General features: G+C 60.4%; 22 protein-coding genes and 1 riboswitch. Of the genes, 12 read left to right on the top strand and 10 right to left on the bottom strand.

The window, feature by feature from the left end:
• Genes WFO70_RS09970 through WFO70_RS09980 form a run of 3 tightly spaced genes read left to right on the top strand, consistent with a single transcriptional unit; the run spans window position 1 to window position 4,055 of the window.
• Window positions 1-2,541, top strand: coding sequence for a fimbria/pilus outer membrane usher protein (locus WFO70_RS09970; RefSeq protein WP_337015923.1), 2,541 nt, complete (start codon window positions 1-3; stop codon window positions 2,539-2,541).
• A gap of 16 nt (window positions 2,542-2,557) precedes the next feature.
• Window positions 2,558-3,547 carry a fimbrial protein gene (locus WFO70_RS09975; protein WP_337015924.1) on the top strand — a complete coding sequence of 330 codons (990 nt, stop codon included), beginning with the start codon at window positions 2,558-2,560 and terminating at the stop codon, window positions 3,545-3,547.
• A gap of 7 nt (window positions 3,548-3,554) precedes the next feature.
• On the top strand, window positions 3,555-4,055 hold the full coding sequence (locus WFO70_RS09980; RefSeq protein WP_337015925.1) for a fimbrial protein: 501 nt from the start codon (window positions 3,555-3,557) through the stop codon (window positions 4,053-4,055).
• Here WFO70_RS09980 and dinG read toward each other — a convergent pair.
• Both dinG and rhlE read right to left on the bottom strand, forming a co-directional pair.
• Entirely contained in the window at window positions 4,042-6,219 is a 2,178-nt protein-coding gene (gene dinG, locus WFO70_RS09985; RefSeq protein WP_337015927.1) for an ATP-dependent DNA helicase DinG, read from the bottom strand. The genes WFO70_RS09980 and dinG overlap by 14 nt on opposite strands.
• A gap of 95 nt (window positions 6,220-6,314) precedes the next feature.
• Window positions 6,315-7,682 carry an ATP-dependent RNA helicase RhlE gene (gene rhlE, locus WFO70_RS09990; protein ID WP_337015928.1) on the bottom strand — a complete coding sequence of 456 codons (1,368 nt, stop codon included), beginning with the start codon at window positions 7,680-7,682 and terminating at the stop codon, window positions 6,315-6,317.
• A gap of 229 nt (window positions 7,683-7,911) precedes the next feature.
• Here rhlE and cecR point away from each other — a divergent pair, with 229 nt between their 5' ends.
• The 5 genes from cecR (at window position 7,912) to WFO70_RS10015 (ending at window position 13,639) form a co-directional block, all read left to right on the top strand.
• Window positions 7,912-8,589, top strand: a complete 678-nt coding sequence (gene cecR, locus WFO70_RS09995) for a transcriptional regulator CecR (RefSeq protein WP_337015929.1) — start codon at window positions 7,912-7,914, stop codon at window positions 8,587-8,589.
• Complete coding sequence (gene hlyD, locus WFO70_RS10000; protein WP_337015930.1) at window positions 8,586-9,581, top strand: secretion protein HlyD; 996 nt, start codon at window positions 8,586-8,588, stop codon at window positions 9,579-9,581. Before cecR ends, hlyD begins: the two co-directional genes overlap by 4 nt.
• Window positions 9,574-11,310: an ATP-binding cassette domain-containing protein gene (locus WFO70_RS10005; RefSeq protein WP_337015931.1), complete on the top strand. Its 1,737-nt coding sequence runs from the start codon at window positions 9,574-9,576 to the stop codon at window positions 11,308-11,310. The genes hlyD and WFO70_RS10005 overlap by 8 nt, the downstream gene beginning before the upstream one ends.
• Entirely contained in the window at window positions 11,303-12,436 is a 1,134-nt protein-coding gene (locus tag WFO70_RS10010) for an ABC transporter permease (RefSeq protein ID WP_337015932.1), read from the top strand. The genes WFO70_RS10005 and WFO70_RS10010 overlap by 8 nt, the downstream gene beginning before the upstream one ends.
• 96 nt (window positions 12,437-12,532) lie before the next feature.
• Window positions 12,533-13,639: an ABC transporter permease gene (locus WFO70_RS10015; RefSeq protein WP_337015933.1), complete on the top strand. Its 1,107-nt coding sequence runs from the start codon at window positions 12,533-12,535 to the stop codon at window positions 13,637-13,639.
• On the opposite strand, the gene WFO70_RS10020 is transcribed toward WFO70_RS10015, so the two are convergent.
• Entirely contained in the window at window positions 13,601-14,011 is a 411-nt protein-coding gene (locus WFO70_RS10020) for a YbhQ family protein (RefSeq protein ID WP_337015935.1), read from the bottom strand. The two genes, WFO70_RS10015 and WFO70_RS10020, sit on opposite strands and share 39 nt — an antisense overlap.
• Window positions 14,012-14,143: 132 nt before the next feature.
• Between WFO70_RS10020 and WFO70_RS10025 the strand changes: the two genes are divergently transcribed.
• Genes WFO70_RS10025 through WFO70_RS10035 form a run of 3 tightly spaced genes read left to right on the top strand, consistent with a single transcriptional unit; the run spans window position 14,144 to window position 17,105 of the window.
• A complete protein-coding gene (locus tag WFO70_RS10025; protein ID WP_337015936.1) occupies window positions 14,144-14,905 on the top strand; it encodes an endonuclease/exonuclease/phosphatase family protein in 762 nt (253 codons plus the stop codon).
• Window positions 14,902-16,143, top strand: coding sequence for a cardiolipin synthase ClsB (gene clsB / locus WFO70_RS10030; protein ID WP_337015937.1), 1,242 nt, complete (start codon window positions 14,902-14,904; stop codon window positions 16,141-16,143). Before WFO70_RS10025 ends, clsB begins: the two co-directional genes overlap by 4 nt.
• Window positions 16,143-17,105, top strand: a complete 963-nt coding sequence (locus WFO70_RS10035) for a lysylphosphatidylglycerol synthase transmembrane domain-containing protein (protein WP_337015938.1) — start codon at window positions 16,143-16,145, stop codon at window positions 17,103-17,105. Before clsB ends, WFO70_RS10035 begins: the two co-directional genes overlap by 1 nt.
• Window positions 17,106-17,162: 57 nt before the next feature.
• Here WFO70_RS10035 and WFO70_RS10040 read toward each other — a convergent pair whose 3' ends face one another.
• From WFO70_RS10040 to moaA, 6 genes are all read right to left on the bottom strand, one after another.
• Window positions 17,163-17,867: a Bax inhibitor-1/YccA family protein gene (locus WFO70_RS10040; protein ID WP_337015939.1), complete on the bottom strand. Its 705-nt coding sequence runs from the start codon at window positions 17,865-17,867 to the stop codon at window positions 17,163-17,165.
• A gap of 58 nt (window positions 17,868-17,925) precedes the next feature.
• Window positions 17,926-18,378, bottom strand: a complete 453-nt coding sequence (gene moaE, locus WFO70_RS10045; protein ID WP_337015940.1) for a molybdopterin synthase catalytic subunit MoaE — start codon at window positions 18,376-18,378, stop codon at window positions 17,926-17,928.
• A gap of 1 nt (window position 18,379) precedes the next feature.
• Window positions 18,380-18,625 (bottom strand): molybdopterin synthase sulfur carrier subunit, encoded by a 246-nt coding sequence (gene moaD / locus WFO70_RS10050; protein ID WP_337015941.1) that lies wholly within the window; start codon window positions 18,623-18,625, stop codon window positions 18,380-18,382.
• Complete coding sequence (gene moaC / locus WFO70_RS10055; protein WP_337015943.1) at window positions 18,618-19,103, bottom strand: cyclic pyranopterin monophosphate synthase MoaC; 486 nt, start codon at window positions 19,101-19,103, stop codon at window positions 18,618-18,620. Before moaC ends, moaD begins: the two co-directional genes overlap by 8 nt.
• 3 nt (window positions 19,104-19,106) lie before the next feature.
• A complete protein-coding gene (moaB, locus tag WFO70_RS10060) occupies window positions 19,107-19,619 on the bottom strand; it encodes a molybdenum cofactor biosynthesis protein B (protein ID WP_337015944.1) in 513 nt (170 codons plus the stop codon).
• Between the two features lie 19 nt (window positions 19,620-19,638).
• Complete coding sequence (moaA, locus tag WFO70_RS10065) at window positions 19,639-20,628, bottom strand: GTP 3',8-cyclase MoaA (protein ID WP_337015945.1); 990 nt, start codon at window positions 20,626-20,628, stop codon at window positions 19,639-19,641.
• Window positions 20,616-20,750: riboswitch (molybdenum cofactor riboswitch) on the bottom strand. (Overlaps the previous gene by 13 nt.)
• A gap of 224 nt (window positions 20,751-20,974) precedes the next feature.
• Here moaA and yvcK point away from each other — a divergent pair.
• Window positions 20,975-21,883, top strand: a complete 909-nt coding sequence (yvcK, locus tag WFO70_RS10070) for a uridine diphosphate-N-acetylglucosamine-binding protein YvcK (protein WP_337015947.1) — start codon at window positions 20,975-20,977, stop codon at window positions 21,881-21,883.
• 143 nt (window positions 21,884-22,026) lie between these two features.
• Here yvcK and uvrB read toward each other — a convergent pair whose 3' ends face one another.
• A complete protein-coding gene (gene uvrB / locus WFO70_RS10075) occupies window positions 22,027-24,042 on the bottom strand; it encodes an excinuclease ABC subunit UvrB (protein ID WP_337015948.1) in 2,016 nt (671 codons plus the stop codon).
• Between the last annotated feature and the right edge of the window lie 359 nt (window positions 24,043-24,401).

Genomic DNA, 24,401 nt, shown 5'->3' on the forward strand with positions numbered 1-24,401 from the left:
ATGCCCTGGGACTACTCCACCAAAGCGCCCCGCCGCCCCGCGCGCGCCCTGCTGATTGCGCTGGGCTGCGCGCTGCTGGGCGTGGGCGTGCAGCAGGTGCTGGCGGAGGATTATTTCAACCCGGCGCTGCTGGATATCGACACCCCCGGCCAGGGCAAAACCGACCTCTCCCTGTATGAGAAAGGCCCGGGCATTGCGCCGGGGAGTTATCAGGTGGATGTGTATGTGAATAACAACAAGGTCGCCAACAAAAAGATCGCCTTTGACCTGCACCAGACGGCCAACGGCCCGGCCACCCTGCAACCCTGCCTCTCGGTGGAAACCCTCAAGAGCCTGGGTATCCAGAGCGATAAATTCAGCGTCACAAAGGATGACGCCTGTGTCGATCTCTCTGGGTTACCTGCCGCCAGCGCCACCTTCCGTCCCGGCCAGCAGCAGCTGCTGTTGAGCATCCCCCAGGCGGCCATCACCCCGGTGCCCCAGGGGTACGTGGCACCGGAAGAGATGGACAACGGGATCAACGCCTTCCTGCTGAACTACAGCTACTCTGCCGGGGATAGCCGCAGCCGGGGGGATGACGGAGGCCACCAGCGCAATGAGTACCTGAACCTGCGCCCGGGGCTGAACCTCGGGGCCTGGCGTCTGCGCAACTACTCCACCTGGAGCCAGACCCGGGACGATCGCACCACCCAGCACCAGTTTTCTTCGGTCTACAGCTATGCCCAGCGCAATATCCTGTCGCTCGGCAGCGTCGTCACCCTCGGGCAGAGCTCCACCCCCTCAGACGTGTTTGACAGCCTGTCGTTCACCGGGGCGCAGATCGCCTCGGACGATGACATGCTGCCCGACAGCCTGAAGGGCTTCGCCCCGCGCATTCGCGGCGTGGCGCACAGCAACGCCCAGGTGGTGGTCCGCCAGAACGGCTACGTGATCTATCAGAACTATGTCGCCCCCGGCGCGTTCGAGATCAACGATCTCTACCCCACCGGCGGCAGCGGCGATCTGAACGTCACCGTCAAAGAGACCGACGGCAGCGAGCAGCACTTCGTGGTGCCTTACGCCTCGGTGCCGGTATTGCAGCGTGAAGGCCGGTTCAAATACAGCCTGACCGGCGGGCGCTACCGCAGCTATGACCACAGCGTGGAGAAGACCCCGTTCCTGCAGGGCACCGGGATCTACGGCCTGCCGTACGATATCACCGCCTACGGCGGGATGCAGACCAGCCAGTATTACGATGCGCTGGCGCTCGGCACCGGAAAAAACATCGGTGACTGGGGGGCGTTTTCGGTGGACATGACCGAGGCAAAATCGCAAATGCAGGGGCAAAAAACCACCCGGGGCCGCGCCTGGCGGGTGCGCTACAGCAAAGATTTCGCCACCACCGGCACCCACTTTACGGTGGCCGGGTATCGCTACAACAGCGCCGGGTTTGCCACCATGGCCGATGTGTTTGACTCCCACACCCACGACGAAGACTGGACGCCCGCCGACCGGCGACGCACCCGCCAGGAGGCGACCGTCGATCAATCCCTGGGCGGCTCCCTGGGCTCGATGACCTTAAGCCTGGTAAAAGAGAATTACTGGCACAGCGACCAGAGCATGACCTCCCTGAGCGTCGGCTATAACGGCAGCTGGCACGGCATCAGCTACGGTATCAACTATGGTCTGAGCAAAAATGTGCAGGATGAGGACGACGATGACCAGCGGGATAACGAGCAGACCTTCGGCTTTAACGTCTCCGTTCCGCTGGATCGCTGGATGAGCAACACCTGGGTCAACTACACCTTCAACAACAGCAAGCATGACACCAGCCAGAGCGTTGGCCTTAACGGCACCGCGCTGGCGGGCAATAACCTCAGCTGGGGGGTGCAGCAGGGCCACAGCCAGGCTTCCGGCTACAGCACTAACCTGAACAGCGATTACAAAGCCACCTACGGCGAGATGACGGCAGGCTATTCCCAGGACAACCAGCAGCGCCAGCTTAACCTCGGCGTGCAGGGGAGCATGATTGTTCACGCCCACGGCGTCACCCTCGGTCAGCCGATGGGGGATACCGTCGCGCTGGTGGAAGCTCCCGGGGCCAGCGGCACCGGGATCGACAACCAGACCGGGGTCAAAACCGATTTTCGCGGCTATGCCATCGTGCCTTACGTCACCCCGTACCATCACAACACCGTGGCGCTGGATACCGAGAGCCTGCCCGCCGGGGCCGACGTCGGCCAGGCGGCTAAAGTCATCACCCCCACCCGGGGGGCGATTGTGCGTACCCGCTTTGATACCCGCGTCGGCAGCCGGGTGCTGCTGACCCTTACCCGGGCCGACGGTCGTCCGGTGCCCTTTGGTGCCACGGCGGCTCCGGCCAACGACAGCGGCGAATTTATCGTTGGCGACGGCGGCCAGGTCTACCTGACCGGGATGCCCCCCCGCGGGCGCATCAACGTCAGCTGGGGCAAAGGCGCAGACGCGCACTGCTCCGCCCACTATCAACTGCCGTCCCGCTCCGCTGACCCGGTGATTAGCGTCACCGCCCAGTGCGCCTGATGGCGTCGAGGAAAAGATGAAACCCTTCCGTTACGGCTGTGTCCTGGCCCTGTTTGCCGCCCTGTTTCTGTTTATGCCCCGGGCGAAAGCGGCCTGTTCTACCGCGGATCTGCCCTGGACCGCCACCCCGGGTACGCTGACGGTGCCCGCTACGCTTGGGGTCGGCAATGCTATCCCGGGCTCCGCCCGCTCGCACAGGGTAACAGGCCACTGTGATGCCGCCGACGGCGGCAAGCCGATCACCGCCTGCCATCTGGGCGCAGGGGAAGAGATTCCGGGGATGCCGGGGGTGTACCGCAGCGGTATCGAGGGCGTGGGCATTGCGCTGCTGAACAGCGCTGGCCAGCCGGTGCGGGGCCGCGCCGCCCACTGTGACAGCCGCAGCACGCCGCTGGGGTACGTCAGCAGTGACGGCTCCGGCAGCTTCAACCTGTCGCTGACGATGGAGCTGATCAAAACCGCAAATACCACCGGAGAGCAGACGTCAACCTCAGTGCACAACGGCATCTGGTCGCTGGGGATCTACCCGGATGAACAGCTCGGCCAGCTGAACGCCGTGCGCTACGGCGGCCGTCTGGCGCTGAAGGCCACCACCTGCTCGGTGGATCCGCAAAGTCTGGTCGTTACCCTGGGGGATTTCCCGGTAAGCCTCTTCACCCATGTCGGCAGCGCCAGCGACTGGAAAACCTTCAACCTGACCGCAACCTGCACCGACTCGGTGATCATGACCGCGCGGATCACCAGCGCGAATGGGGCCACCTCCATTAGCGACGGTAACGATGTGCTGAATCTCACCCCGGGCAGCGACAGCGCCACCGGCGTGGGCGTGAGAATGAAGATCGGCGGGGTGGCGTTGCGCTACGACTACCCGATCCCCTTTGGCGACCAGACGGTGCCCAACCAGCCGTTCGACCTGCCCTTCGAGGTGCAGTATTACCAGACGGGCGCTCAGGCCACCGCCGGGCGAGCCAACACCATCGCCACTATCGACATTGAGTACCAGTGAGAGCCCGATGAAATATACAGCCCTGATCCTGCTGCTGGCCAGCCTGCCCGCCGCAGCCACCGACGTGATCCTCAGCATTAAAGGCAATATTTACGACACCGCCTGCCAGGTGGACAGCACCAGCCAGAATAAGGTGGTCGATCTCGGCCAGGCGGTAGCCAGTGACTTTAAGGCCGTGGGGGATACGGGCGTGTGGAAGAATTTCGATATTACGATCTCGAACTGCCCGCAGAGCCTGACCCTGGCGACCATCAACCTGGAGGGGCAGCGCGACACGCTTCACCCGTTCAAGTTCGCCAACACCGGCACGGCTAAAGGGCTGGCGCTGGAGCTGGCCGACCGCACCGACGCCATTATTCTGGCACCCGAATCACGCTTTAACGCGGTGATCGACCCGGTCACCCACACCGCCGATTTCCCGATGGCGGCGCGCTATTACGCCTCGCACACCCCGGTGAGCGCCGGTGAGTTTTCAAGCCAGGTGCAGTTTACCTTCACTTACCAGTAGGACCGCGCCTCTTAGCATGGATGCTTTTTTTACGCCCGGCGGCAGGTTTAGCCGGGCGTTTTTTTACCTCGGGCACTTCGGGCTGCTCGATGGGAAACACCGGCAGGGCGTTCAGCAGACGCTTGCCGTAGTTTTTGGTCAGCAGGCGTTTATCATAGATCACCACCTCGCCCCAGCAGCTGTGGCTACGGATCAGACGCCCCACCTGCTGGATCAGGTTGAAAGACGCCGCCGGCAGGCTCTGCACCTCAAACGGGAAGCGGTTGAGGCTTTTCAACCACTCACCCTCGGTGAGCACCACCGGGCTGTCGATAGGTGGGAAGGCAATCTTGTGGATGTGCACCTGGGTCAGGTAATCGCCCTTCAGATCCAGCCCTTCGGCGAAGGACTGGAGCCCCACCAGCACGCTGCGCTCGCCGCTGTCGATACGTTTGCGGTGCAGCTCCACCAGCCGGTAGCGGGGCTGATCTCCCTGCACCAGCAGGAGCAGGCGCAGATCGGTGACGAAGGTTAAAAACAGATTCATCGCCCGGGCGCTGGCGAACAGCACCAGCATGCCGGGGTACTTTTTGCTTTCAAGCTGTTCGCGGAAGTAGGCCGCCATCTCGGCCAGATGATTCTCTTCGTTATCGATCAGCGGCTCATGCTGCATACGCGGGATCACCAGCTTGCCCTGATCGCAGTGGTTGAACGGCGAGTCGAGGGCCACAAAGCGATCCCCCGCTTTTTCCTTCAGGCCGCTCATCTCCTGCAAGCGGGAGAAGCTGTTGAGCGAGCGCAGGGTGGCGGAGGTGACCACCACATGGGGGACGCTGCGCCAGAGCAGCTTTTCCAGCTGGTCGCTGACGCGAATGCCCGCGCAGTGGAAGAAGAGATGCACCTGCCCCTCCCTCACCTCTCGCGTCGCCCACTTAGTGACCGGCGCGCCGGAGGCCTGGGCCATCGATGCCAGCCGCCACAGCTTGCTCTGCCCTTCGAACATGCCCAGGGCGCGGTTCATCTGCAGCAGCACCCGGTGGACGCGCGCCACGTCGTGGGTGCCGGTTTTTTCACTGAGATCGTTTAAAAACAGCTCCGCCAGCCCGCGCAGCTTTTCGATCAGCTGGGCCAGCTCGCGGCAAAGGGACATGATCTCATCCGGCAGCTCGCCCATCTCAAAGCGGTGCTCGGCCTCCTGGCCTGGCGGAAGGTAGAGATTGAGGATGTTGTTCAGCGAGGCGATATGGCTATAAATCGTTTCGCAGTGCTCGCTGAGGCGCTCCGGCACCGCCAGCGGCGGGATAGTTTTCGGGCGGAACTGATCCATGCAGGTGGCGACCAGCTTGCAGAACAGATCGAGCTGCAAACGGAACCAGGGGGCGGTGATCTCGGCGCTCATCTCCAGCGCGTCCCGGGCGACGTCCGGCAGGTGATGGCCTTCATCCAGCACCAGCAGCAGGTGTTTCGGATCCGGCAGGACCGATTCGCTCTCCATCGCCGCCATCACCAGCGCGTGGTTGGCGACCACCACCTCGGCCTCCTGAATCTCACGGCGGGCAACGAAGAACGGGCATTCCCGGTAGTAGTGGCAGTTGCGGTTCAGGCAGCTGGCTTTGTCGGTGCTGAGCCTGCGCCACAGGTCGTCGCTGATGGCCTGATCGGTGTGATCCCGCAGGCCGTCCCACTTGTAACCGTCGAGATCGGTCTTCAGCCTGGCGCACTGCTCCTGCTCGGCTTTGTTGTTGGGGGTCAGCTCGTCATCGAGAAACGCCAGCAGATCCTGCTGGGTCGGTTCGCTGCTGGCGAGGGCCGCCAGATTGCGCGGGCAGACATAGCGCCCGCGCCCGAAGGCGGCGGTAAAGCGCAGCTCGGGGATAATCTTACGCAGCAGGGGCAGGTCTTTGCTGTAGATCTGATCCTGCAGGGCCACGTTGGCGGTACTGACCACCAGCGTCTTTTGTTCTTCCCGGGCGATAGCGATGCCGGGGATCAGGTAGGAGAGGGTTTTACCGACCCCGGTCGGGGCTTCAATCGCCAGATGTCGCCCGTCATCCCCGGCCAGCGTTTTTGCCACATCGGCAATCATCTGCCGTTGCGGTGCGCGGGGGATAAAGTCGGGGATCTGCTGTTGTAGCGCCTTATACCAGGCGGCTATTTGCGCTTTCAGCGCGGCGGTTAAAGCCATGATGAACCTGAAATACTGTATAAACAGCCACTATTGTGGCACTTTCTTCAGCGGGCCGCAAAAGAAAAGCCCGGCTTTACGACCGGGCTTCCAGATTACTGCGCGCTGGCAGGTTTGCGCGGACGGCGTCGGCGCTGGCCTTCCCCTGCCGGTTTCGCGTCACCGTCGCGGCGCGGTGGCTTGCTGGCCGCTTTCGGCGCGCCGCCTTCGCTACGGCGCGGCTGCTGCTGACCGCGACCGCCGCCGCCGCCCTGCCCGCGTCCACCGCCCTGACCACGACCGCCACCCTGGCGACCGTTCTGGATCGGCTCGGCTTTGATCGACGGATCCACGTCATAACCCTCGAGGGCAATGCGCGGGATCTCTTTCTTCAGTAGGCGCTCAATGTCGCGCAGCAGTTTAATCTCATCCACGCAGACCAGCGACAGCGCTTCGCCGGTGGCCGCCGCGCGACCGGTACGGCCAATGCGGTGGACGTAATCTTCCGGCACGTTCGGCAGCTCGTAGTTGACCACGTGCGGCAGCTCTTCGATGTCCAGACCACGGGCGGCGATGTCGGTCGCTACCAGCACGCGGATATCACCGGATTTAAAGTCGGCCAGCGCGCGGGTACGTGCCCCCTGGCTCTTGTTGCCGTGGATCGCCGCGCTGCGGATCCCGTCTTTGTTCAGCTGTTCTGCCAGGTGGTTGGCACCGTGCTTGGTGCGGGTGAAGACCAGCACCTGCTGCCAGTTGCCTTCGCCAATCATCTGCGACAGCAGCTCGCGCTTACGCTTTTTGTCCACCATGTGCACATGCTGGGTCACCTGCTCGGAGGCGGTGTTGCGACGCGCCACTTCCACTTCCAGCGGGTTGTGCAGCAGTTTTTCCGCCAGACCTTTGATCTCATCGGAGAAGGTCGCGGAGAAGAGCAGGTTCTGACGGCGGGCAGGCAGTTTTGCCAGCACGCGACGAATATCGTGGATGAAGCCCATGTCGAGCATGCGGTCGGCTTCGTCGAGCACCAGGATTTCTACGCTGTCGAGCTTGACGGCGTTCTGATGTTCCAGATCGAGCAGACGGCCCGGAGTGGCGATCAGCACGTCAACGCCGCTGCGCAGTTTCATCATCTGCGGGTTAATGCTGACCCCACCGAACACCACCAGCGAGCGGATGTTGAGGTAGCGGCTGTACTCACGCACGTTCTCACCCACCTGGGCGGCAAGTTCACGGGTTGGGGTCAGGATCAGGGCGCGCACCGGGCGACGGCCTTTGGCGTGCGACTCTTTCTGAATCAGACGTTCCAGCAGCGGCAGGGTAAAGCCTGCGGTTTTACCGGTACCGGTCTGGGCGCTGGCCATCAGGTCGCGGCCCGCCAGCACGGCAGGAATGGCCTGCTGCTGAATAGGGGTAGGTTCGCGGTAGCCCTGCTCCGCCACAGCGCGCAGGATTTCCGGGTTCAGGCCAAGGGTATCAAAAGACATAACAACTCCGAACCGCCCCGACCATTTCAGGTGTAGTTTTCAGGGAGATAATGACAAATAGAAGGACAAAAACCACGGTGTCGCGAAGCAGCGGAGTGTAGCAGCTTTTGTGACATGGCGCATAAAATATCCCGCGTTGATTCATCAACGAAATATTTCTCCGGTGACTGGACTTATGGCAAATTTGGCATATTCTTAATCAATCGATTGATTAATTTTATACGCCACGATGAATCCGACTCCGACCACTACCAAAGGCGAGCAGGCCAAAAGCCAGCTGATTGCCGCCGCGCTGGCCCAGTTTGGCGAATACGGGCTGCATGCCACCACCCGCGATATCGCCGCCCAGGCCGGGCAGAACATCGCCGCTATTACTTACTATTTTGGCTCGAAAGAGGATCTGTACCTCGCCTGCGCCCAGTGGATCGCCGACTTCATCGGCACCCACTTCCGCCCCCATGTGGAGGCGGCCACCGCCCTGCTGGAGGAGCCCGCGCCGGATCGCGCCGCCATTCGCGAACTGATCTTAACCGCCTGCAACAACATGATTCAGCTCCTGACCCATGACGATACGCTGAACCTGAGCAAGTTTATCTCCCGGGAGCAGCTCTCCCCTTCCGCCGCTTACCAGCTGGTGCACGATCAGGTTATCGCCCCGATGCACAGCCACCTGACCCGGCTGGTGGCGGCCTATACCGGCCGCGACGCCAGCGACACGCAGACCATCCTGCATACCCATGCCCTGCTGGGCGAAGTGCTCGCCTTTCGCCTCGGGCGGGAGACCATTTTGTTACGCACTGGCTGGACTGAATTTGATGCGGACAAAGCCGCGCAGATAAGCCAGGTCATCACCTGCCACGTTGATCTGATCCTGCAAGGTTTAACCCAAAGGAGCCTGGAGTTATGAAAAAATCGGTTGTTATTGTTCTGGCTGCGGTGGTGGTGCTGGCCGCCGGGATCGGCGGCTGGCTGTGGTATCAGAGCCAGCAGGATAAGACGTTGACCCTGTACGGCAACGTCGATATCCGCACCGTCAACATGAGCTTTCGCGTCGGCGGACGGCTGGCGTCGTTAACCGTGGACGAGGGGGACAGCATCGCCGCCGGGCAGACACTGGGCGAGCTGGATAAAGCCCCGTACCAGAATGCCCTGATGCAGGCTCAGGCGGGCGTCTCCGTGGCCCAGGCGCAATACGATCTTATGCAGGCGGGCTACCGTGATGAAGAGGTGGCTCAGGCCGCCGCCGCCGTCAGGCAGGCCCAGGCCGCCGCAGACTATGCGCAGAACTTCTATAACCGTCAGCAGGGGTTGTGGAAAAGCCGCACCGTGTCGGCCAACGATCTGGAGAACGCCCGCTCCTCGCGCGACCAGGCGCAGGCGACGCTGAAATCGGCCCAGGACAAACTGCGCCAGTACCGCTCCGGCAACCGCGAGCAGGATATCACCCAGGCCAAAGCCAGCCTCGAACAGGCTCAGGCCCAGCTGGCCCAGGCGCAGCTGGATCTGCACGACACCACTCTGGTGGCCCCGGCCAACGGCACCTTGCTAACCCGCGCCGTCGAGCCCGGCAGCATGCTGAACGCGGGCAGCACGGTGCTGACCCTCTCCCTGACCCGCCCGGTGTGGGTGCGCGCTTACGTTAATGAAGCCAGCCTCGGGGAAGCTAAACCGGGGCGCGAGGTGCTGCTGTACACCGATGGTCGTCCCGACAAGCCCTATCACGGGAAAATCGGCTTCGTCTCCCCGACCGCCGAATTCACGCCAAAAACCGTCGAAACCCCGGATCTGCGCACCGATCTGGTCTATCGCCTGCGCATTATCGTTAACGATGCCGACGATGCCCTGCGCCAGGGGATGCCGGTAACGGTCAGCTTCGACAATGGGCAAGCCCATGAGTGATGCGGTGATCCAGCTCTCCGGCCTGGTTAAGCGCTTTGCCGGAATGGACAAACCCGCCGTCGCGCCGCTCGACTGCACCCTGCAAAAGGGCTACGTCACCGGGCTGGTTGGCCCGGACGGCGCGGGTAAAACCACCCTGATGCGGATGCTGGCCGGGCTGCTGAAGCCCGATGACGGCACGGCCAGCGTGCTGGGGCTGGATCCCATCAACGACGATCGCGCCCTGCACGCCATGCTGGGCTACATGCCGCAGAAGTTCGGCCTGTATGAAGATCTGACGGTGATGGAGAACCTGACCCTGTACGCCGACCTGCGCAGCGTCACCGGCGAGACGCGGCAGAAGACCTTTCAGCGCCTGCTCGACTTTACCTCGCTGGGCCCCTTCACCGACCGGCTGGCGGGCAAGCTCTCCGGCGGCATGAAGCAGAAGCTGGGGCTGGCCTGCACCCTGGTCGGGGAACCGAAGGTGCTGCTGCTCGACGAGCCCGGCGTTGGGGTGGACCCCATCTCCCGCCGCGAGCTATGGCAGATGGTGCATGAGCTGGCGGGGGACGGGATGTTGATCCTCTGGAGCACCTCGTACCTCGACGAAGCGGAGCAGTGCCGGGACGTGCTGCTGATGAACGAAGGGGAGCTGCTCTATCAGGGGGATCCCACTCAGCTGACCCGCAGCATGACCGGGCGCAGCCTGCTGCTGCACACGCCCCATGAGAACAACCGCCGCCTGCTGCAGCGGGTGCTGAAGCTGCCCCAGGTAAGCGACGGCATGATTCAGGGTAAATCGGTGCGGGTGATCCTCAAAAAAGAGGCCAGCATGGATGACCTGCGCCAGAGCGCGGATCTGCCGGATCTGGCTATCGAGGAGACCGCCCCACGCTTTGAAGATGCTTTTATCGATCTGCTCGGCGGAGCGGAGACCGCCGAATCCCCGCTGGGGGCGATCCTGCATACCGTGGAGGGCACCCCTGGCGAAACGGTGATCGAAGCCAAATCCCTGACCAAAAAGTTCGGCGATTTTGCCGCCACCGATAATGTGAACTTCGCGGTGAAGCGCGGCGAAATCTTCGGCCTGCTGGGCCCCAACGGGGCGGGGAAATCCACCACCTTCAAAATGATGTGCGGCCTGCTGGTCCCCACCGCCGGGAAGGCGCTGGTGCTGGATATGGATTTGAAGGTCAGCTCCGGCAAGGCGCGCCAGCACCTCGGCTACATGGCGCAAAAATTCTCCCTTTACGGCAACCTCACGGTGGAGCAGAACCTGCGCTTCTTCTCCGGGGTCTACGGCCTGCGCGGGCGGGCGCAGAGTGAGAAGATCGCCCGCATGAGCGAGGCCTTTGGTCTGAGCAACATCGCCAGCCACGCCACCGACGACCTGCCGCTCGGGTTTAAGCAGCGGCTGGCGCTGGCCTGCTCCCTGATGCACGAGCCGGATATTCTGTTTCTCGACGAACCGACCTCCGGGGTCGATCCCCTCACCCGCCGCGAGTTCTGGCTGCATATCAACAGCATGGTGGAGAAAGGGGTCACCGTGATGGTCACCACCCACTTTATGGACGAGGCGGAGTACTGCGACCGCATCGGGCTGGTCTACCGCGGGAAGTTGATTGCCCACGGCACGCCGGACGATCTCAAAGCTCAGGTGGCGGACGCGCAGCAGCCCGACCCCACCATGGAGCAGGCGTTTATTTCGCTGATCAACGACTGGGATAAGGAGCATGGTCATGTCTGATTCTGCCCTCTCCTGGCGTCGGGTGCGCGCCCTGTGTATCAAAGAGACGCGGCAGATCGTGCGCGACCCGAGCAGCTGGCTGATTGCCGTGGTGATCCCCCTGCTGCTGCTGTTTATCTTTGGCTACGGGATTAACCTCGACTCCAGCAAGCTGCGGGTGGGGATCCTGCTGGAGCAGCGCAGCGAAGAGGCGCTCGACTTCACCCATGCCATGACCGGCTCGCCCTATATCGACGCCACCATCAGCGACGATCGCCAGCAGCTGATCCAGATGATGCAGGCCGGGCGCATTCGCGGGCTGATTGTCATCCCGGTGGATTTTGCTGAGCGCATGGCGCGGCCGAACGACACCGCCCCGATCCAGGTGATCACCGACGGCAGCGAGCCCAACACCGCCAACTTTGTGCAGGGCTACAGCGAGGGGATCTGGCAGCTGTGGCAGATGCAGCGGGCGGAAGATCGCGGTGAAACCTTTGAGCCGCTGATCGACGTTCAGACCCGCTACTGGTTTAACCCGGCGGCCATCAGCCAGCACTTTATTATCCCCGGCGCGGTGACCATTATCATGACGGTGATCGGCGCGATCCTCACCTCGCTGGTGATCGCCCGCGAGTGGGAGCGCGGCACCATGGAGGCGCTGCTCTCCACGGAAGTGACGCGCACCGAGCTGCTACTGTGCAAGCTGATCCCCTACTACTTCCTCGGGATGCTGGCGATGCTGCTCTGCATGCTGGTCTCGGTCTTTATTCTCGGGGTGCCCTATCGCGGCTCGCTGCTGGTGCTGTTCATTATTACCAGCCTGTTTTTACTCAGCACCCTGGGGATGGGGCTGTTGATCTCCACCGTCACCCGCAATCAGTTTAACGCCGCTCAGGTGGCGCTGAATGCCGCCTTTTTACCGTCGATTATGCTGTCCGGGTTTATTTTCCAGATCGACAGTATGCCCGCGGTGATCCGCGCGGTGACCTACATCATCCCGGCGCGCTATTTCGTCAGCACCCTGCAAAGCCTGTTCCTGGCGGGCAATATCCCGGTGGTGCTGATTGTGAACCTGCTGTTTTTGATTGCCTCGGCGGTGATGTTTATCGGGCTGACGTGGATGAAAACCAAACGGCGCCTGGATTAGGTTGCGCCCGGTGGCGCTGCGCTTACCGGGCCTACGGGACCCGTTGATTTTGTAGGTCGGGTAAGCGAAAGCGCCACCCGACAAGAGGACGACACTATGTTTCACCGTTTATGGACATTGATCCGCAAAGAGCTGCAGTCCCTGCTGCGCGAGCCGCAGACCCGGGCGATTCTGATTTTGCCGGTGCTGATCCAGGTGCTGCTGTTCCCCTGGGCGGCGACGCTTGAGGTGACCAATGCCACCATCGCCGTCTATAACGAGGATAACGGCAAACATTCGGTGGAGCTGACCCAGCGCTTCGCCCGGGCTAAAGCCTTTACCCACGTGCTGATCCTCAACAGTCCGCAGGAGATCCAGCCGACCATCGACACGCAAAAGGCGCTGCTGCTGGTGCGCTTCCCGGCCGATTTTTCCCGCAACCTCGACACCCTGCAAACCGCCCCCATGCAGCTGATCCTCGACGGGCGTAACTCCAACAGCGCGCAGATTGCCGCCAACTACCTGCAACAGGTGGTGAAGAAGTATCAGCAGGAGCTGATGGAGGGCAAACCGAAACCGAACAACAGCGAGCTGGTGGTGCGCAACTGGTACAACCCGAACCTCGACTACAAATGGTTTGTGGTGCCGTCGCTGATCGCCATGATCACCACTATCGGGGTGATGATTGTCACTTCCCTGTCGGTGGCCCGGGAGCGCGAACAGGGCACGCTGGATCAGCTGCTGGTTTCCCCACTGGCGACCTGGCAGATCTTCGTCGGTAAAGCGGTCCCGGCGCTGATTGTCGCCACATTCCAGGCCAGCATTGTGCTGGCGATTGGCATCTGGGCCTATCACATCCCTTTTGCCGGTTCGCTGGCGCTGTTTTACTTCACGATGGTGATCTACGGATTGTCGCTGGTGGGGTTTGGCCTGTTGATCTCGGCGCTCTGCTCAACCCAGCAGCAGGCATTTATCGGGGTGTTTGTCTTTATGATGCCGGCGATTTTGCTCTCGGGCTATGTCTCACCGGTGGAGAATATGCCGGTGTGGCTGCAGAACTTAACCTGGGTGAACCCGATTCGGCACTTCACCGATATCACCAAGCAGATCTATCTCAAGGATGCGAGTCTGGATATTGTGTGGGGGAGTTTGTGGCCGCTACTGGTGATAGCGGCCGTGACGGGCTCAGTGGCGTACGCGATGTTTAGACGTAATATCGCGTAGCTTTTTGTCTTTGGTTAACAGGGAAACCACCGCAGGCCCTGCAAGGATCGCCAGGCCTGCAACGGCCAGCAAATAGTTGTTTTGCAGTACCCGGGACAACAGCCACAGCACAATGACGGCCGCGCCAAAATACCAGGTGGTGGTGAGCTCTTCGAGCACGTCCGCCACTTCACGCCAGCGCTCTTCATGATGACGTTGTAAAAAGAGCATTAACAGAACGGTTACGCCGTACACCACGCATAACCCTAAGCCGACCCGCACCAGGGTTCCGCTCATCCAGGCCATCACCAGTACGGCCACTACCAATAAATGCAACATAATCTGCCAGCAACTCAGGCCGGTCGCGACGCGTATGCGTTGTTGCCACTTCATGGCACTCTCCTGAAGGATTTTACTCTGCTTGTTCAGACTATCGCACTTTACGGAAAATTCCGTAACACAGCACCTTTTTGTGACGACGACTACACTTTATTTTCATCAGGATAGTGACGCGGGAAGGAGTGTATGGCCCAACAAACCCGGCATTTTTCGCTTAAAGTGTTAACGATCAACATTCATAAGGGATTCGCGGCCTTTAACCGCCGTTTCATTCTGCCCGAACTGCGCGACGCCGTACGTACCGTCAGCGCGGATATTGTCTGCCTGCAGGAGGTGATGGGGGCGCACGAAGTGCATCCGCTACACGTGGAGAACTGGCCCGATACCAGCCACTACGAATTTCTGGCTGACACCATGTGGAGCGATTATGCCTACGGGCGTAACGCCGTCTATCCCGAAGGGCATCACGGCAACGCGATCCTCTCCCGCTATCCCATCGAACACTACGAAAATCACGATGTCTCGGTTGGCGAGAGTGAAAAACGTGGCCTGCTCTACTGCCGGGTTGCCGTGCCGGAGCTGGCCATGCCGCTGCATGTGGCCTCGGTTCACCTGGGCCTGCGCGAGGCACACCGCCAGGCGCAGCTGCAGATGATGGCCGAATGGGTCAACGCCCTGCCCGAAGGGGATCCGGTGGTCGTGGCCGGCGATTTTAACGACTGGCGTCAGCGCGCCAGCCATCCGCTGAAGGCGGAAGCCGGGCTGGAGGAGGTATTCACCCTTGCGCACGGCAGGCCTGCGCGCACCTTCCCGGTAAGGTTCCCGATGCTGCGTCTCGATCGTATCTATGTCAAAAATGCCCATGCCAGCAGCCCAACCGCGCTGGCCCTGAGTAACTGGCGTCATCTCTCCGACCATGCGCCATTAAGTGCGGAGATTCATTTATGAAATGTTCATGGCAAAGCGGTAACCGAATAAAACTGCTGGAAAATGGCGATCAATATTATCCGGCGGTATTTGCCGCCATTGAGAAGGCCCAGAGCCGGGTGCTTCTTGAAACCTTCATCTGGTTCGACGACAACGTGGGCCGCCAGCTGCACGCCGTTATTTTGCGCGCCGCCCAGCGCGGGGTGCATATCGAAGTGCTGCTCGACGGCTACGGTTCTCCCGATCTTGACGACGACTTCGTCGGGGAGCTCACCGCGGCAGGGGTGGTGTTCCGTTATTACGATCCGCGTCCGCCTCTGCTCGGCATGCGCACCAACGTCTTCCGCCGGATGCACCGCAAAATTGTGGTCGTGGATGAGCAGGTGGCCTTTGTCGGCGGGATTAACTACTCCGCTGAACATATGTCGGACTATGGTCCGGAAGCCAAACAGGATTATGCCGTCCAGGTCGAAGGCCCGGTGGTGCAGGACATATTGCAGTTTGTGGTGGAGAACCTGCCCGGCAAAGCCGCGGTGCGTCGCTGGTGGAAGCGGCGTCATCGCGCCGAAGAGAACAGGACCCCGGGCGAAGCCCAGGCGCTGTTCGTCTGGCGCGATAACGAAGAGCACCGGGACGATATTGAGCGCCACTATCTGAAGATGCTGGCCAACGCCCGGCGCGAGGTGATTATCGCCAATGCCTACTTCTTCCCCGGCTATCGTCTGCTGCACGCCATGCGCAATGCGGCCCGGCGCGGGGTGCGGGTGAAGCTCATCGTGCAGGGCGAGCCGGATATGCCGATTGTCACGGTGGGCGCACGCCTGCTGTACAACTATCTGGTGAAAGGTGGCGTGGAGATTTATGAATACCGCCGTCGTCCGCTGCACGGCAAAGTGGCGCTGATGGACGATCACTGGGTGACCGTCGGTTCCAGCAACCTCGATCCTCTCAGCCTGTCGCTGAACCTGGAGGCCAACCTGATTATTCACGATCGCCAGTTTAACCAGACCCTGCGCGACAATCTCTCCGCCATCATCGCCGAGGATTGCGTGCGGGTGGATGAGTCGATGGTGCCGAAACGCACCTGGTGGAACCTGGGCAAAAGCGTGGTGGTGTTCCACTTCCTGCGTCACTTCCCGGCGCTGGTGGGTTGGTTACCGGCCCATACGCCCAAGCTGGCGCAGGTGCCGCCCCCGGTTCAGCCCGAGATGGAGACCCAGGATCGGGTTGAAGCAGGCACCACGGGAGTGAAACCCTGATGAGCAAAAAACATTCGCGCTGGCGTCTGGCAAAAAAGATCCTCACCTGGGTATTTTTTATTGCCGTGGCGGTGCTGCTGGTGGTGTACGCCAAAAAGGTCGACTGGACTGAAGTCTGGAAGGTCATCCGCGACTATGACCGCACGTCACTGATGCTGGCGATCGCGCTGGTGGTGCTGAGCTACCTGCTGTATGGCTGTTACGACCTGCTCGGACGGGTCTACTGCGGGCATAAGCTGGCCAAACGCCAGGTAATGCTGGTGTCGTTTATCTGCTATGCCTTTAACCTGACCCTGAGCACCTGGGTCGGGGGCATTGGGATGCGCTACCGGCTTTACTCCCGTCTGGGGCTGCCCAGCAGCACCATCACCCGCATCTTCTCCCTGAGCATCACCACCAACTGGCTGGGCTATATCCTGCTGGGTGGGGTGATCTTTACCGCCGGGGTGGTGCAGCTCCCCGACCACTGGTATATCGACCAGACGACGCTGCGCATTCTTGGCGTGGTATTGCTGCTGGTGATCGCCGTTTATCTGTGGGCCTGCGCGTTTGCGAAGCGGCGTCATGTGACCATCAAAAAGCAGAAGCTGGTGCTCCCCTCGTGGCGCTTTGCGCTGGCGCAGATGGGGATTTCAGCCGGTAACTGGATGGCGATGGGGGCGATCATCTGGCTGCTGATCGGCGAGGACGTGAACTACTTCTTCGTGCTGGGGGTGCTGCTGGTGAGCAGTATTGCCGGGGTGATTGTCCATATTCCGGCCGGGATTGGCGTGCTGGAGGCGGTGTTTATCGCCCTGCTGGCGGGTGAGCATGTCTCCCACGGGACCATTATCGCCGCCCTGCTGGCTTACCGCATGCTCTATTACTTCCTGCCGCTGGGGCTGGCAACGGTCTGTTATCTGGTGCTGGAGAGCCGGGCGAAAAAGCTAAGAGCCAAAAACGAGCAGCAGATGGCGAAGTGATATCCCCACAACCCAACCCTCTCCCCATAGGGGAGAGGGAGAAGTCGGGCATCATCGTTAACGTCGGTTGCCAAAGATGCGCAGCAGCATCAGGAACAGGTTGATGAAGTCCAGATAGAGGGTCAGCGCCCCGAGAATCGAGTATTTACGCAGGTTTGAACTGTCGCGGACGTCAATCTGCTCCCCGATGTTTTTCAGCTTCTGCGTGTCGTAAGCCGTCAGGCCGACAAACACAATCACCCCGATATAGGTCACCGCCCACGTCAGCGCTTCGCTCTTCAGCCAGAAGTTCACCAGCGACGCCAGCACGATACCAATCAGCGCCATAAACAGCATGTTGCCAAAGCCGCTCAGGTCGCGTTTGGTGGTGTAGCCGTAAAGACTCATCGCGCCAAACATCCCGCCTGCCACCACGAAGGTGCTGGCAATTGACGAGTAGGTGTAAACGATGAAGATGCTGGAGAGCGTCAGGCCGGTGAGCGCCGAATAGAGCATAAACAGCGTGGTCGCCATCCCGGCGCTGAGCTTATGCACCAGCCCGGACAGGACAAACACCAGCGCCAGCTGGGCGATAATCAGCCCAAAGAAGGTGATCTTGCTGGAGAAGACGAACATCATCACGGCAGGCGTGTTGGCTGAGAACCAGGCGACAAAGGCGGTAAGCAGCAATCCGCAGGTCATCCAGCCATAGACCTGCGCCATATAGGTTTGCAGGCCGCTGCGGGTCTGCACGATAGAATCGGAACGGGGAAATCTGTCCATAACGCACTCCTTTTTAAGTGGACACACTGTTATAGCCTAACACATCCCGGCAATCCGGCTACCAGCGGCTGGCGGCTTCCTTGTCGCTGTCCCGGGACTCCACCCAGCGATCCCCTTCCGGGGTGGCTTCGCGCTTCCAGAACGGGGCGCGGGTTTTCAGATAATCCATAATAAACTCGCCTGCAGCAAAGGCGCTGCCGCGATGGGCGCTGGTGACGCCCACGAAGACGATCTCTTCCCCGGGCCACATCTCGCCGATGCGGTGGATCACCGTCACCCGGCCCAGCGGCCAGCGCTCACGGGCCTGGTCGACGATCTCGGCCAGCGCTTTTTCGGTCATGCCCGGATAGTGCTCGAGGGTCAGGGCCTTCACGCTGTCGCCCAGATTATGGTTGCGCACTTTACCGGTGAAGGTGACCACCGCCCCGTCTTCGTCGCGCTCCGCCAGCCAGCTGTACTCCGTGCCGACGCTGAAACGCGCCTGATCGACCACGATTCTGGTATCAGTCATCTCAACCTCCGGTCACCGGTGGGAAGAAGGCCACCTCATCACCCGACTTGACCGGATGGGTGAACTCCACCAGGGTCTGGTTTACCGCCGCCAGCAGTTTTCCCGCGTCCAGCGCCAGCGCCCAGCGGTCGCTCTGCGCCGCCAGATGCGCCCGCAGCGCTTCGACGGTGTCGAACTCCGTATCCAGCGTCAGGCTGTCGGTATTGACCAGCTCGCGCACCTGCGCAAAAAACAGTACCTTAATCATGCTCTTCCGCCCTGAAATCACCAGATTTACCGCCACTTTTCGCCAGCAGGCGAACCGGGCCGATAACCATATCTTTCTGCACCGCTTTGCACATGTCGTAGATGGTTAAGGCCGCCACGGACGCGGCGGTCAAGGCCTCCATCTCCACCCCGGTTTTCCCGGTCAGGCGGCATAAGGATTCGATGCGCACCCGGTTATGCTCCGGCTCGGCCCGCAGGTTAACTTCCACTTTGCTGAGCATCAACGGATGACACAGCGGGATCAGATCCCAGGTGCGTTTCGCTGCCTGGATCCCGGCGATCCGCGCCGTGGCGAAGACATCCCCTTTGTGGTGACTGCCGTCAATGATCATTCCCATGGTCTCAGGGAGCATGGTGACGAACGCTTCCGCGCGCGCCTCACGCACGGTTTCGGCCTTGGCGGAGACGTCCACCATATGGGCTTCGCCCGCGGCGTTAATGTGGGTCAGTTGCGACATAGCTTACTTCTTCAGATGAGGATGGAAATTACACGGACGCGTGCGGGCATCCAGCTGCGGGGCAATGATGTTTTCCCACGCGGTGCGGCAGGCCCTGGTGGAGCCCGGCATGGCAAAAATCACCGTGTTGTTGGCGATCCCGGCCACGGCGCGCGACTGCAGGGTGGAGGTGCCGATCTCTTCAAACGACAGCATGCGGAACACCTCTCCGAAGCCTTCGATCTCACGATCGAACAGCGGCAGCAGCGCTTCCGGGGCCTGATCGCCCGCGGTAAAGCCGGTGCCGCCGGTGATCAGCACCACCTGCACGTTGTCGCTGGCGACCCAGCGCGACACTTCCGCGCGAATGGCGTAGCGGTTCTCTTTGACGATGGCCTTGTCGACGATCTGATGTCCCGCCTCGTGGGCTGCATCGCGCAGCCAGTGGCCGGACGTGTCATCCTCTTCGCCGCGGCGTTCAGAAACGGTAAGGATAGCAATACGCGTCGGGATAAATTCAGCGCTTACCTGACTCATCTTGTGGTTCCTTTTGCGATTACCCGCCGATGTAGGACAGGTTCTGGGTGATCCCGGTGTTGCCCTGATGCAGGAAGTGGGTCTGCTTTTTGTGCATCAGCGCCTCAGAAATGCGTGCTTCCAGCGCAGCCTGCTGGGCGTCATCGGCCAGCAGATCGCGCAGTTCAACGCCGCCGTCGCCAAACAGGCACAGGTGCAGCTTGCCCACCGACGAGACGCGCAGGCGGTTGCAGCTGGCACAGAAGTCTTTTTCATACGGCATGATAAGCCCGATCTCCCCTTCGTAGTCGGGGTGGCAAAAGACCTGCGCCGGGCCATCGCTGCGCTGGCGAAGCTGATGGATCCAGCCGCGTTTAAGCAGTTCATCGCGTAATACCATGCCGGAGATGTGGTGGCGGGAGAACAGATCGCTGCCCTCACCGGTCTCCATCAGCTCAATAAAACGCAGTTGAATGCGGCGGGGTTTGATCCACGCCAGGAAGGTATCCAGCTGATGATGGTTCACATCGCGCATCAGCACGGTGTTGACCTTCACCTTGTCGAAGCCGGCCGCAAAGGCGGCATCGATGCCCTCCATCACCTGGTGGAACTTATCCTGGCCGGTGATAGCGTGAAACTGACGGGCATCCAGACTGTCGACGCTGACGTTGATGGCCGTCAGCCCCGCATCGCGCCACCCGGCAACGTCACGCGCCAGGCGATAACCGTTGGTGGTGACCGCAATCTGGCGGATGGCGTCGTTTTCACGCACCGCGGCGATGATGTCGGTGAAGTCACGGCGCAGCGAAGGCTCACCGCCGGTCAGACGGACCTTTTCAGTGCCCATGGCGGCAAAGGCACGCGTCACGCGGCGCACTTCGTCCACGGAGAGAAAGCCGTTATTGGTGATGCCGCCGGGTTTGTAGCCGTCCGGCAGGCAGTAGGTGCAACGGAAATTGCACACATCGGTAATAGACAAACGCAGGTAAAAAAACTTACGCGCGAATGCATCGGTAAGTTGTGAAGCCATGTACACCTTTCCTGATACGGGAGGCACAGTCATTTCTTTCTGTACCCTGGTGGCGAAACCGCCACGGCCAGAGCACCATATCTGTCGACACAGGCGCAAAGGCTAGAGTGTATGTTTTCGATTTTGAAAACGTGGTTATGCCGATAGTAGCGTGTAAATAGCAGTTTCGCTATTCCGCCGTTCGCTATATAAACTTATATATATCGACATGTTCGTGCCATTTCGTCCCAGAATACGTCATTATCAAATTATTGCATTGATATATGTCATTTTGCCCCGGGCGGAGCATCGTCATTTAGGGGTAGTTGAGTTACTGTTAAGGTGTTCGTCTTACTAAGGAATTTCTATGCGCAATCGCACTTTTGCGGATCTCGATCGCGTTGTCGCTCTCGGCGGCGGCCACGGACTGGGCCGGGTGATGTCCTCGCTGTCATCGCTCGGGTCGCGGCTTACCGGGATCGTGACCACCACCGACAACGGCGGCTCAACCGGGCGCATCAGACGCTCCGAAGGGGGCATCGCCTGGGGTGATATGCGCAACTGTTTAAATCAGCTGATCGCCGAACCCAGCGTCGCCTCAGCGATGTTTGAGTATCGTTTTGGCGGTAATGGCGAACTTTCAGGCCATAACCTCGGAAATCTGATGTTAAAGGCGCTGGATCACCTCAGCGTGCGGCCTCTGGAGGCGATCAATTTAATCCGCAACCTGCTCAAAGTGGATGCGTTTTTGATTCCGATGTCTGAACTTCCGGTGGATTTGATGGCCATCGACAGTAACGACCATGAAGTCTATGGCGAAGTAAATATCGATCAGCTGGTTCTGCCGCCGAAAGAGCTGATGCTCTACCCCACCGTTCCAGCGACCCGCGAAGCGGTGGAGGCCATAGGTGAAGCAGATTTAATTCTGGTTGGCCCGGGTAGTTTTTACACCAGCCTGATGCCGCTGCTGCTGATTAACGAGCTGGCCCAGGCGCTGCGTCGGACGCCCGCCCCGGTGGTCTACATCGGCAATCTGGGGCGCGAACTGAGCCCTGCCGCCGCCGGACTATCGCTGGCCGACAAGCTGGCGCTGATGGAGCAGTACGTCGGGAAGAAGATTATCGATGCAGTGGTGGTTGGTCCTGGCACTGATGTCTCAGGCATGGAAGGCCGGGTGGTGGTGCAGGAGCCGCTCGAGGCGAGCGACATTAAGTATCGCCATGACCGGCATCTGCTGCGGGTGGCGCTGGAGAAGGCGGTGCAGGCGTTGGGCTGAGGTTGTGCGGTCTGTATCGCCCGGTGGCGCTGCGCTTACCGGGCCTACAGGTTAGTGCGGTATGGTGCCCTCATCCCGGCCTTCTCCCACAGGGAGAGGGTGCAAACACTAAAAACGGCAACTATGTTGCCGTTTTGCTTTTATTAGGATGCCGCGATAAACAGGTCCCTGAGCTGATGAAGCTGGTCGCGGATCTGCGCCGCCTCTTCGAACTCCAGATTCTGCGCATGCTGCATCATCTGCCCTTCCAGTTCGTGAATTTTCTGCTGCAGCGCTTTCGGCGTCAGGGCAACGGTATCGGCCTCCACCGGTGAGCGCGACTTGCCGCGACCCTTGGTTTTGGTTTTGGCGATGTTCTGGCCGAGTTGCAAGATATCGACCACCTTCTTGTTCAGACCCTGCGGCGTGATGCCGTGCTCTTCGTTGTAGGCCTGCTGCTTCTCACGACGGCGTTCGGTTTCACCGATCGCTTTCGCCATTGACGGGGTGATCTTGTCGCCATACAGAATCGCTTTGCCGTTGACGTTACGCGCGGCGCGCCCAATGGTCTGGATCAGCGAGCGCTCGGAGCGCAGGAAGCCCTCTTTATCGGCGTCCAGAATCGCCACCAGCGACACTTCTGGCATATCCAGCCCTTCTCGCAGCAGGTTGATCCCCACCAGCACGTCGAACTCGCCCAGGCGCAGGTCGCGGATGATCTCCATACGCTCCACGGTGTCGATATCCGAGTGCAGATAGCGCACCTTCTCGCCGTGCTCCTCGAGGTATTCGGTCAGGTCTTCCGCCATACGTTTGGTCAGGGTGGTGACCAGCACGCGCTCGTTGATGGCGGCGCGGGCGCGGATCTCCGACAGCAGGTCGTCCACCTGGGTGCCAACCGGACGCACTTCGATAATCGGATCCAGCAGGCCGGTCGGACGTACCACCTGATCCACCACTTCGTCGCCGGATTTCTCCAGCTCGTAATTGCCCGGCGTCGCGGAAACGTAGATAGTTTGCGGTGCCAGCGCCTCAAACTCTTCAAACTTCATTGGACGGTTATCCAGCGCGGACGGCAGGCGGAAGCCGTACTCCACAAGGGTCTCTTTACGCGCCCGGTCGCCGCGATACATCCCGCCAATCTGCGGGATGGTCACGTGGGATTCGTCCACCACCAGCAGGCCATCCGCCGGCAGGTAGTCAAACAGGGTTGGCGGCGCCTCGCCCGGCCCGCGCCCAGAGAGATAGCGGGAGTAGTTTTCGATACCGGAACAGTAGCCGAGCTCGTTCATCATCTCGAGATCGAACTGGGTACGCTGGCTGATGCGCTGCTCTTCCAGCAGCTTGTTGTTCTCCAGCAGCGTTTTGCGGCGATCCGCCAGCTCGACTTTGATATCTTCCATCGCCTGCACGATACGCTCGCGCGGGGTCACGTAGTGGGTTTTCGGATAGACGGTGAAGCGCGGAATAATCGACTCCACGTGGCCGGTGAGCGGGTCAAACAGCGACAGCCGCTCCACCTCTTCATCGAACAGCTCCACGCGCAGGGCGAAGTCGTCCGACTCCGCAGGGAAGATGTCGATCACTTCACCGCGAACGCGGAAGGTGCCGCGCTGGAACGCCTGATCGTTGCGGGTGTACTGCAGCTCCGCCAGACGCCGCAGGATGGCGCGCTGATCGATGATCATCCCCTGAGTCAGGTGCAGCATCATCTTCAGGTAGAGATCGGGATCGCCGAGGCCGTAAATGGCGGATACCGAGGCTACTACCACCACGTCACGCCGTTCGAGCAGGGCTTTGGTGGCGGAGAGACGCATCTGCTCGATATGCTCGTTCACCGAGGCATCTTTTTCGATAAAGGTATCGGAGCTGGGGACGTAGGCTTCCGGCTGATAGTAGTCGTAGTACGAGACGAAGTACTCCACCGCGTTTTCCGGGAAGAACTCTTTCATCTCGCCGTACAGCTGTGCGGCCAGGGTTTTGTTGGGTGCCAGCACCATCGTCGGGCGCTGCAGATCGGCGATCACGTTGGCGACGGTAAAGGTTTTACCCGAACCGGTCACCCCCAGCAGCGTCTGGTGCGCAAGCCCATCCTCCAGCCCCTCTTTCAGACGGCGAATCGCTTCGGGCTGATCGCCAGAAGGACGGAAAGCGGAATTCAGTTTGAACGGTTTACTCATGAACGGCGACCTGATGATGATTAATACGGCAGGTGTGTAATTTTACTCCTGATGGCCATTTTTGCCAGTAATTTATACTGGATATAATCCCAGTAACATCTGCGCCATTTTGTGCCAGCACCCGTCAGAATCAAGCAAAGCTGCGTAAAATTTCGACTGCGGCGGGATAAAATTCCAGCAGGGGTGGGTTATCCCCAGAATTTTTTGTTTTTTAACATTTGTCAAGGCGAGCCGCCGGACTTTAGCCCATCAAATTGACACTTTGATGACAATGATTGCTTTTATTTAACGCTTTGATCTGCAATAAAGTTTTCAAAAAGACGCGTTTCGCAGCAATTCAGGCGCAAGCCGCGTATTCT

The sequence above is a fragment of the Leclercia sp. AS011 genome (assembly GCF_037152535.1).
Classification (GTDB): domain Bacteria; phylum Pseudomonadota; class Gammaproteobacteria; order Enterobacterales; family Enterobacteriaceae; genus Enterobacter.

Bases quoted from the DNA above. Each gene is read 5' to 3' on its own strand.
- moaB (WP_337015944.1), bottom strand. From the start codon at position 19,619: ATGAGTCAGGTAAGCGCTGAATTTATCCCGACGCGTATTGCTATCCTT.
- moaD (WP_337015941.1), bottom strand. From the start codon at position 18,625: ATGATTAAGGTACTGTTTTTTGCGCAGGTGCGCGAGCTGGTCAATACC.
- yvcK (WP_337015947.1), top strand. From the start codon at position 20,975: ATGCGCAATCGCACTTTTGCGGATCTCGATCGCGTTGTCGCTCTCGGC.
- WFO70_RS10040 (WP_337015939.1), bottom strand. From the start codon at position 17,867: ATGGACAGATTTCCCCGTTCCGATTCTATCGTGCAGACCCGCAGCGGC.
- moaA (WP_337015945.1), bottom strand. From the start codon at position 20,628: ATGGCTTCACAACTTACCGATGCATTCGCGCGTAAGTTTTTTTACCTG.
- hlyD (WP_337015930.1), top strand. From the start codon at position 8,586: ATGAAAAAATCGGTTGTTATTGTTCTGGCTGCGGTGGTGGTGCTGGCC.
- WFO70_RS09970 (WP_337015923.1), top strand. From the start codon at position 1: ATGCCCTGGGACTACTCCACCAAAGCGCCCCGCCGCCCCGCGCGCGCC.
- moaC (WP_337015943.1), bottom strand. From the start codon at position 19,103: ATGTCGCAACTGACCCACATTAACGCCGCGGGCGAAGCCCATATGGTG.
- cecR (WP_337015929.1), top strand. From the start codon at position 7,912: ATGAATCCGACTCCGACCACTACCAAAGGCGAGCAGGCCAAAAGCCAG.
- WFO70_RS09975 (WP_337015924.1), top strand. From the start codon at position 2,558: ATGAAACCCTTCCGTTACGGCTGTGTCCTGGCCCTGTTTGCCGCCCTG.
- WFO70_RS10020 (WP_337015935.1), bottom strand. From the start codon at position 14,011: ATGAAGTGGCAACAACGCATACGCGTCGCGACCGGCCTGAGTTGCTGG.
- dinG (WP_337015927.1), bottom strand. From the start codon at position 6,219: ATGGCTTTAACCGCCGCGCTGAAAGCGCAAATAGCCGCCTGGTATAAG.
- WFO70_RS09980 (WP_337015925.1), top strand. From the start codon at position 3,555: ATGAAATATACAGCCCTGATCCTGCTGCTGGCCAGCCTGCCCGCCGCA.
- WFO70_RS10005 (WP_337015931.1), top strand. From the start codon at position 9,574: ATGAGTGATGCGGTGATCCAGCTCTCCGGCCTGGTTAAGCGCTTTGCC.
- WFO70_RS10025 (WP_337015936.1), top strand. From the start codon at position 14,144: ATGGCCCAACAAACCCGGCATTTTTCGCTTAAAGTGTTAACGATCAAC.
- WFO70_RS10010 (WP_337015932.1), top strand. From the start codon at position 11,303: ATGTCTGATTCTGCCCTCTCCTGGCGTCGGGTGCGCGCCCTGTGTATC.
- WFO70_RS10015 (WP_337015933.1), top strand. From the start codon at position 12,533: ATGTTTCACCGTTTATGGACATTGATCCGCAAAGAGCTGCAGTCCCTG.
- moaE (WP_337015940.1), bottom strand. From the start codon at position 18,378: ATGACTGATACCAGAATCGTGGTCGATCAGGCGCGTTTCAGCGTCGGC.
- uvrB (WP_337015948.1), bottom strand. From the start codon at position 24,042: ATGAGTAAACCGTTCAAACTGAATTCCGCTTTCCGTCCTTCTGGCGAT.
- WFO70_RS10035 (WP_337015938.1), top strand. From the start codon at position 16,143: ATGAGCAAAAAACATTCGCGCTGGCGTCTGGCAAAAAAGATCCTCACC.
- rhlE (WP_337015928.1), bottom strand. From the start codon at position 7,682: ATGTCTTTTGATACCCTTGGCCTGAACCCGGAAATCCTGCGCGCTGTG.
- clsB (WP_337015937.1), top strand. From the start codon at position 14,902: ATGAAATGTTCATGGCAAAGCGGTAACCGAATAAAACTGCTGGAAAAT.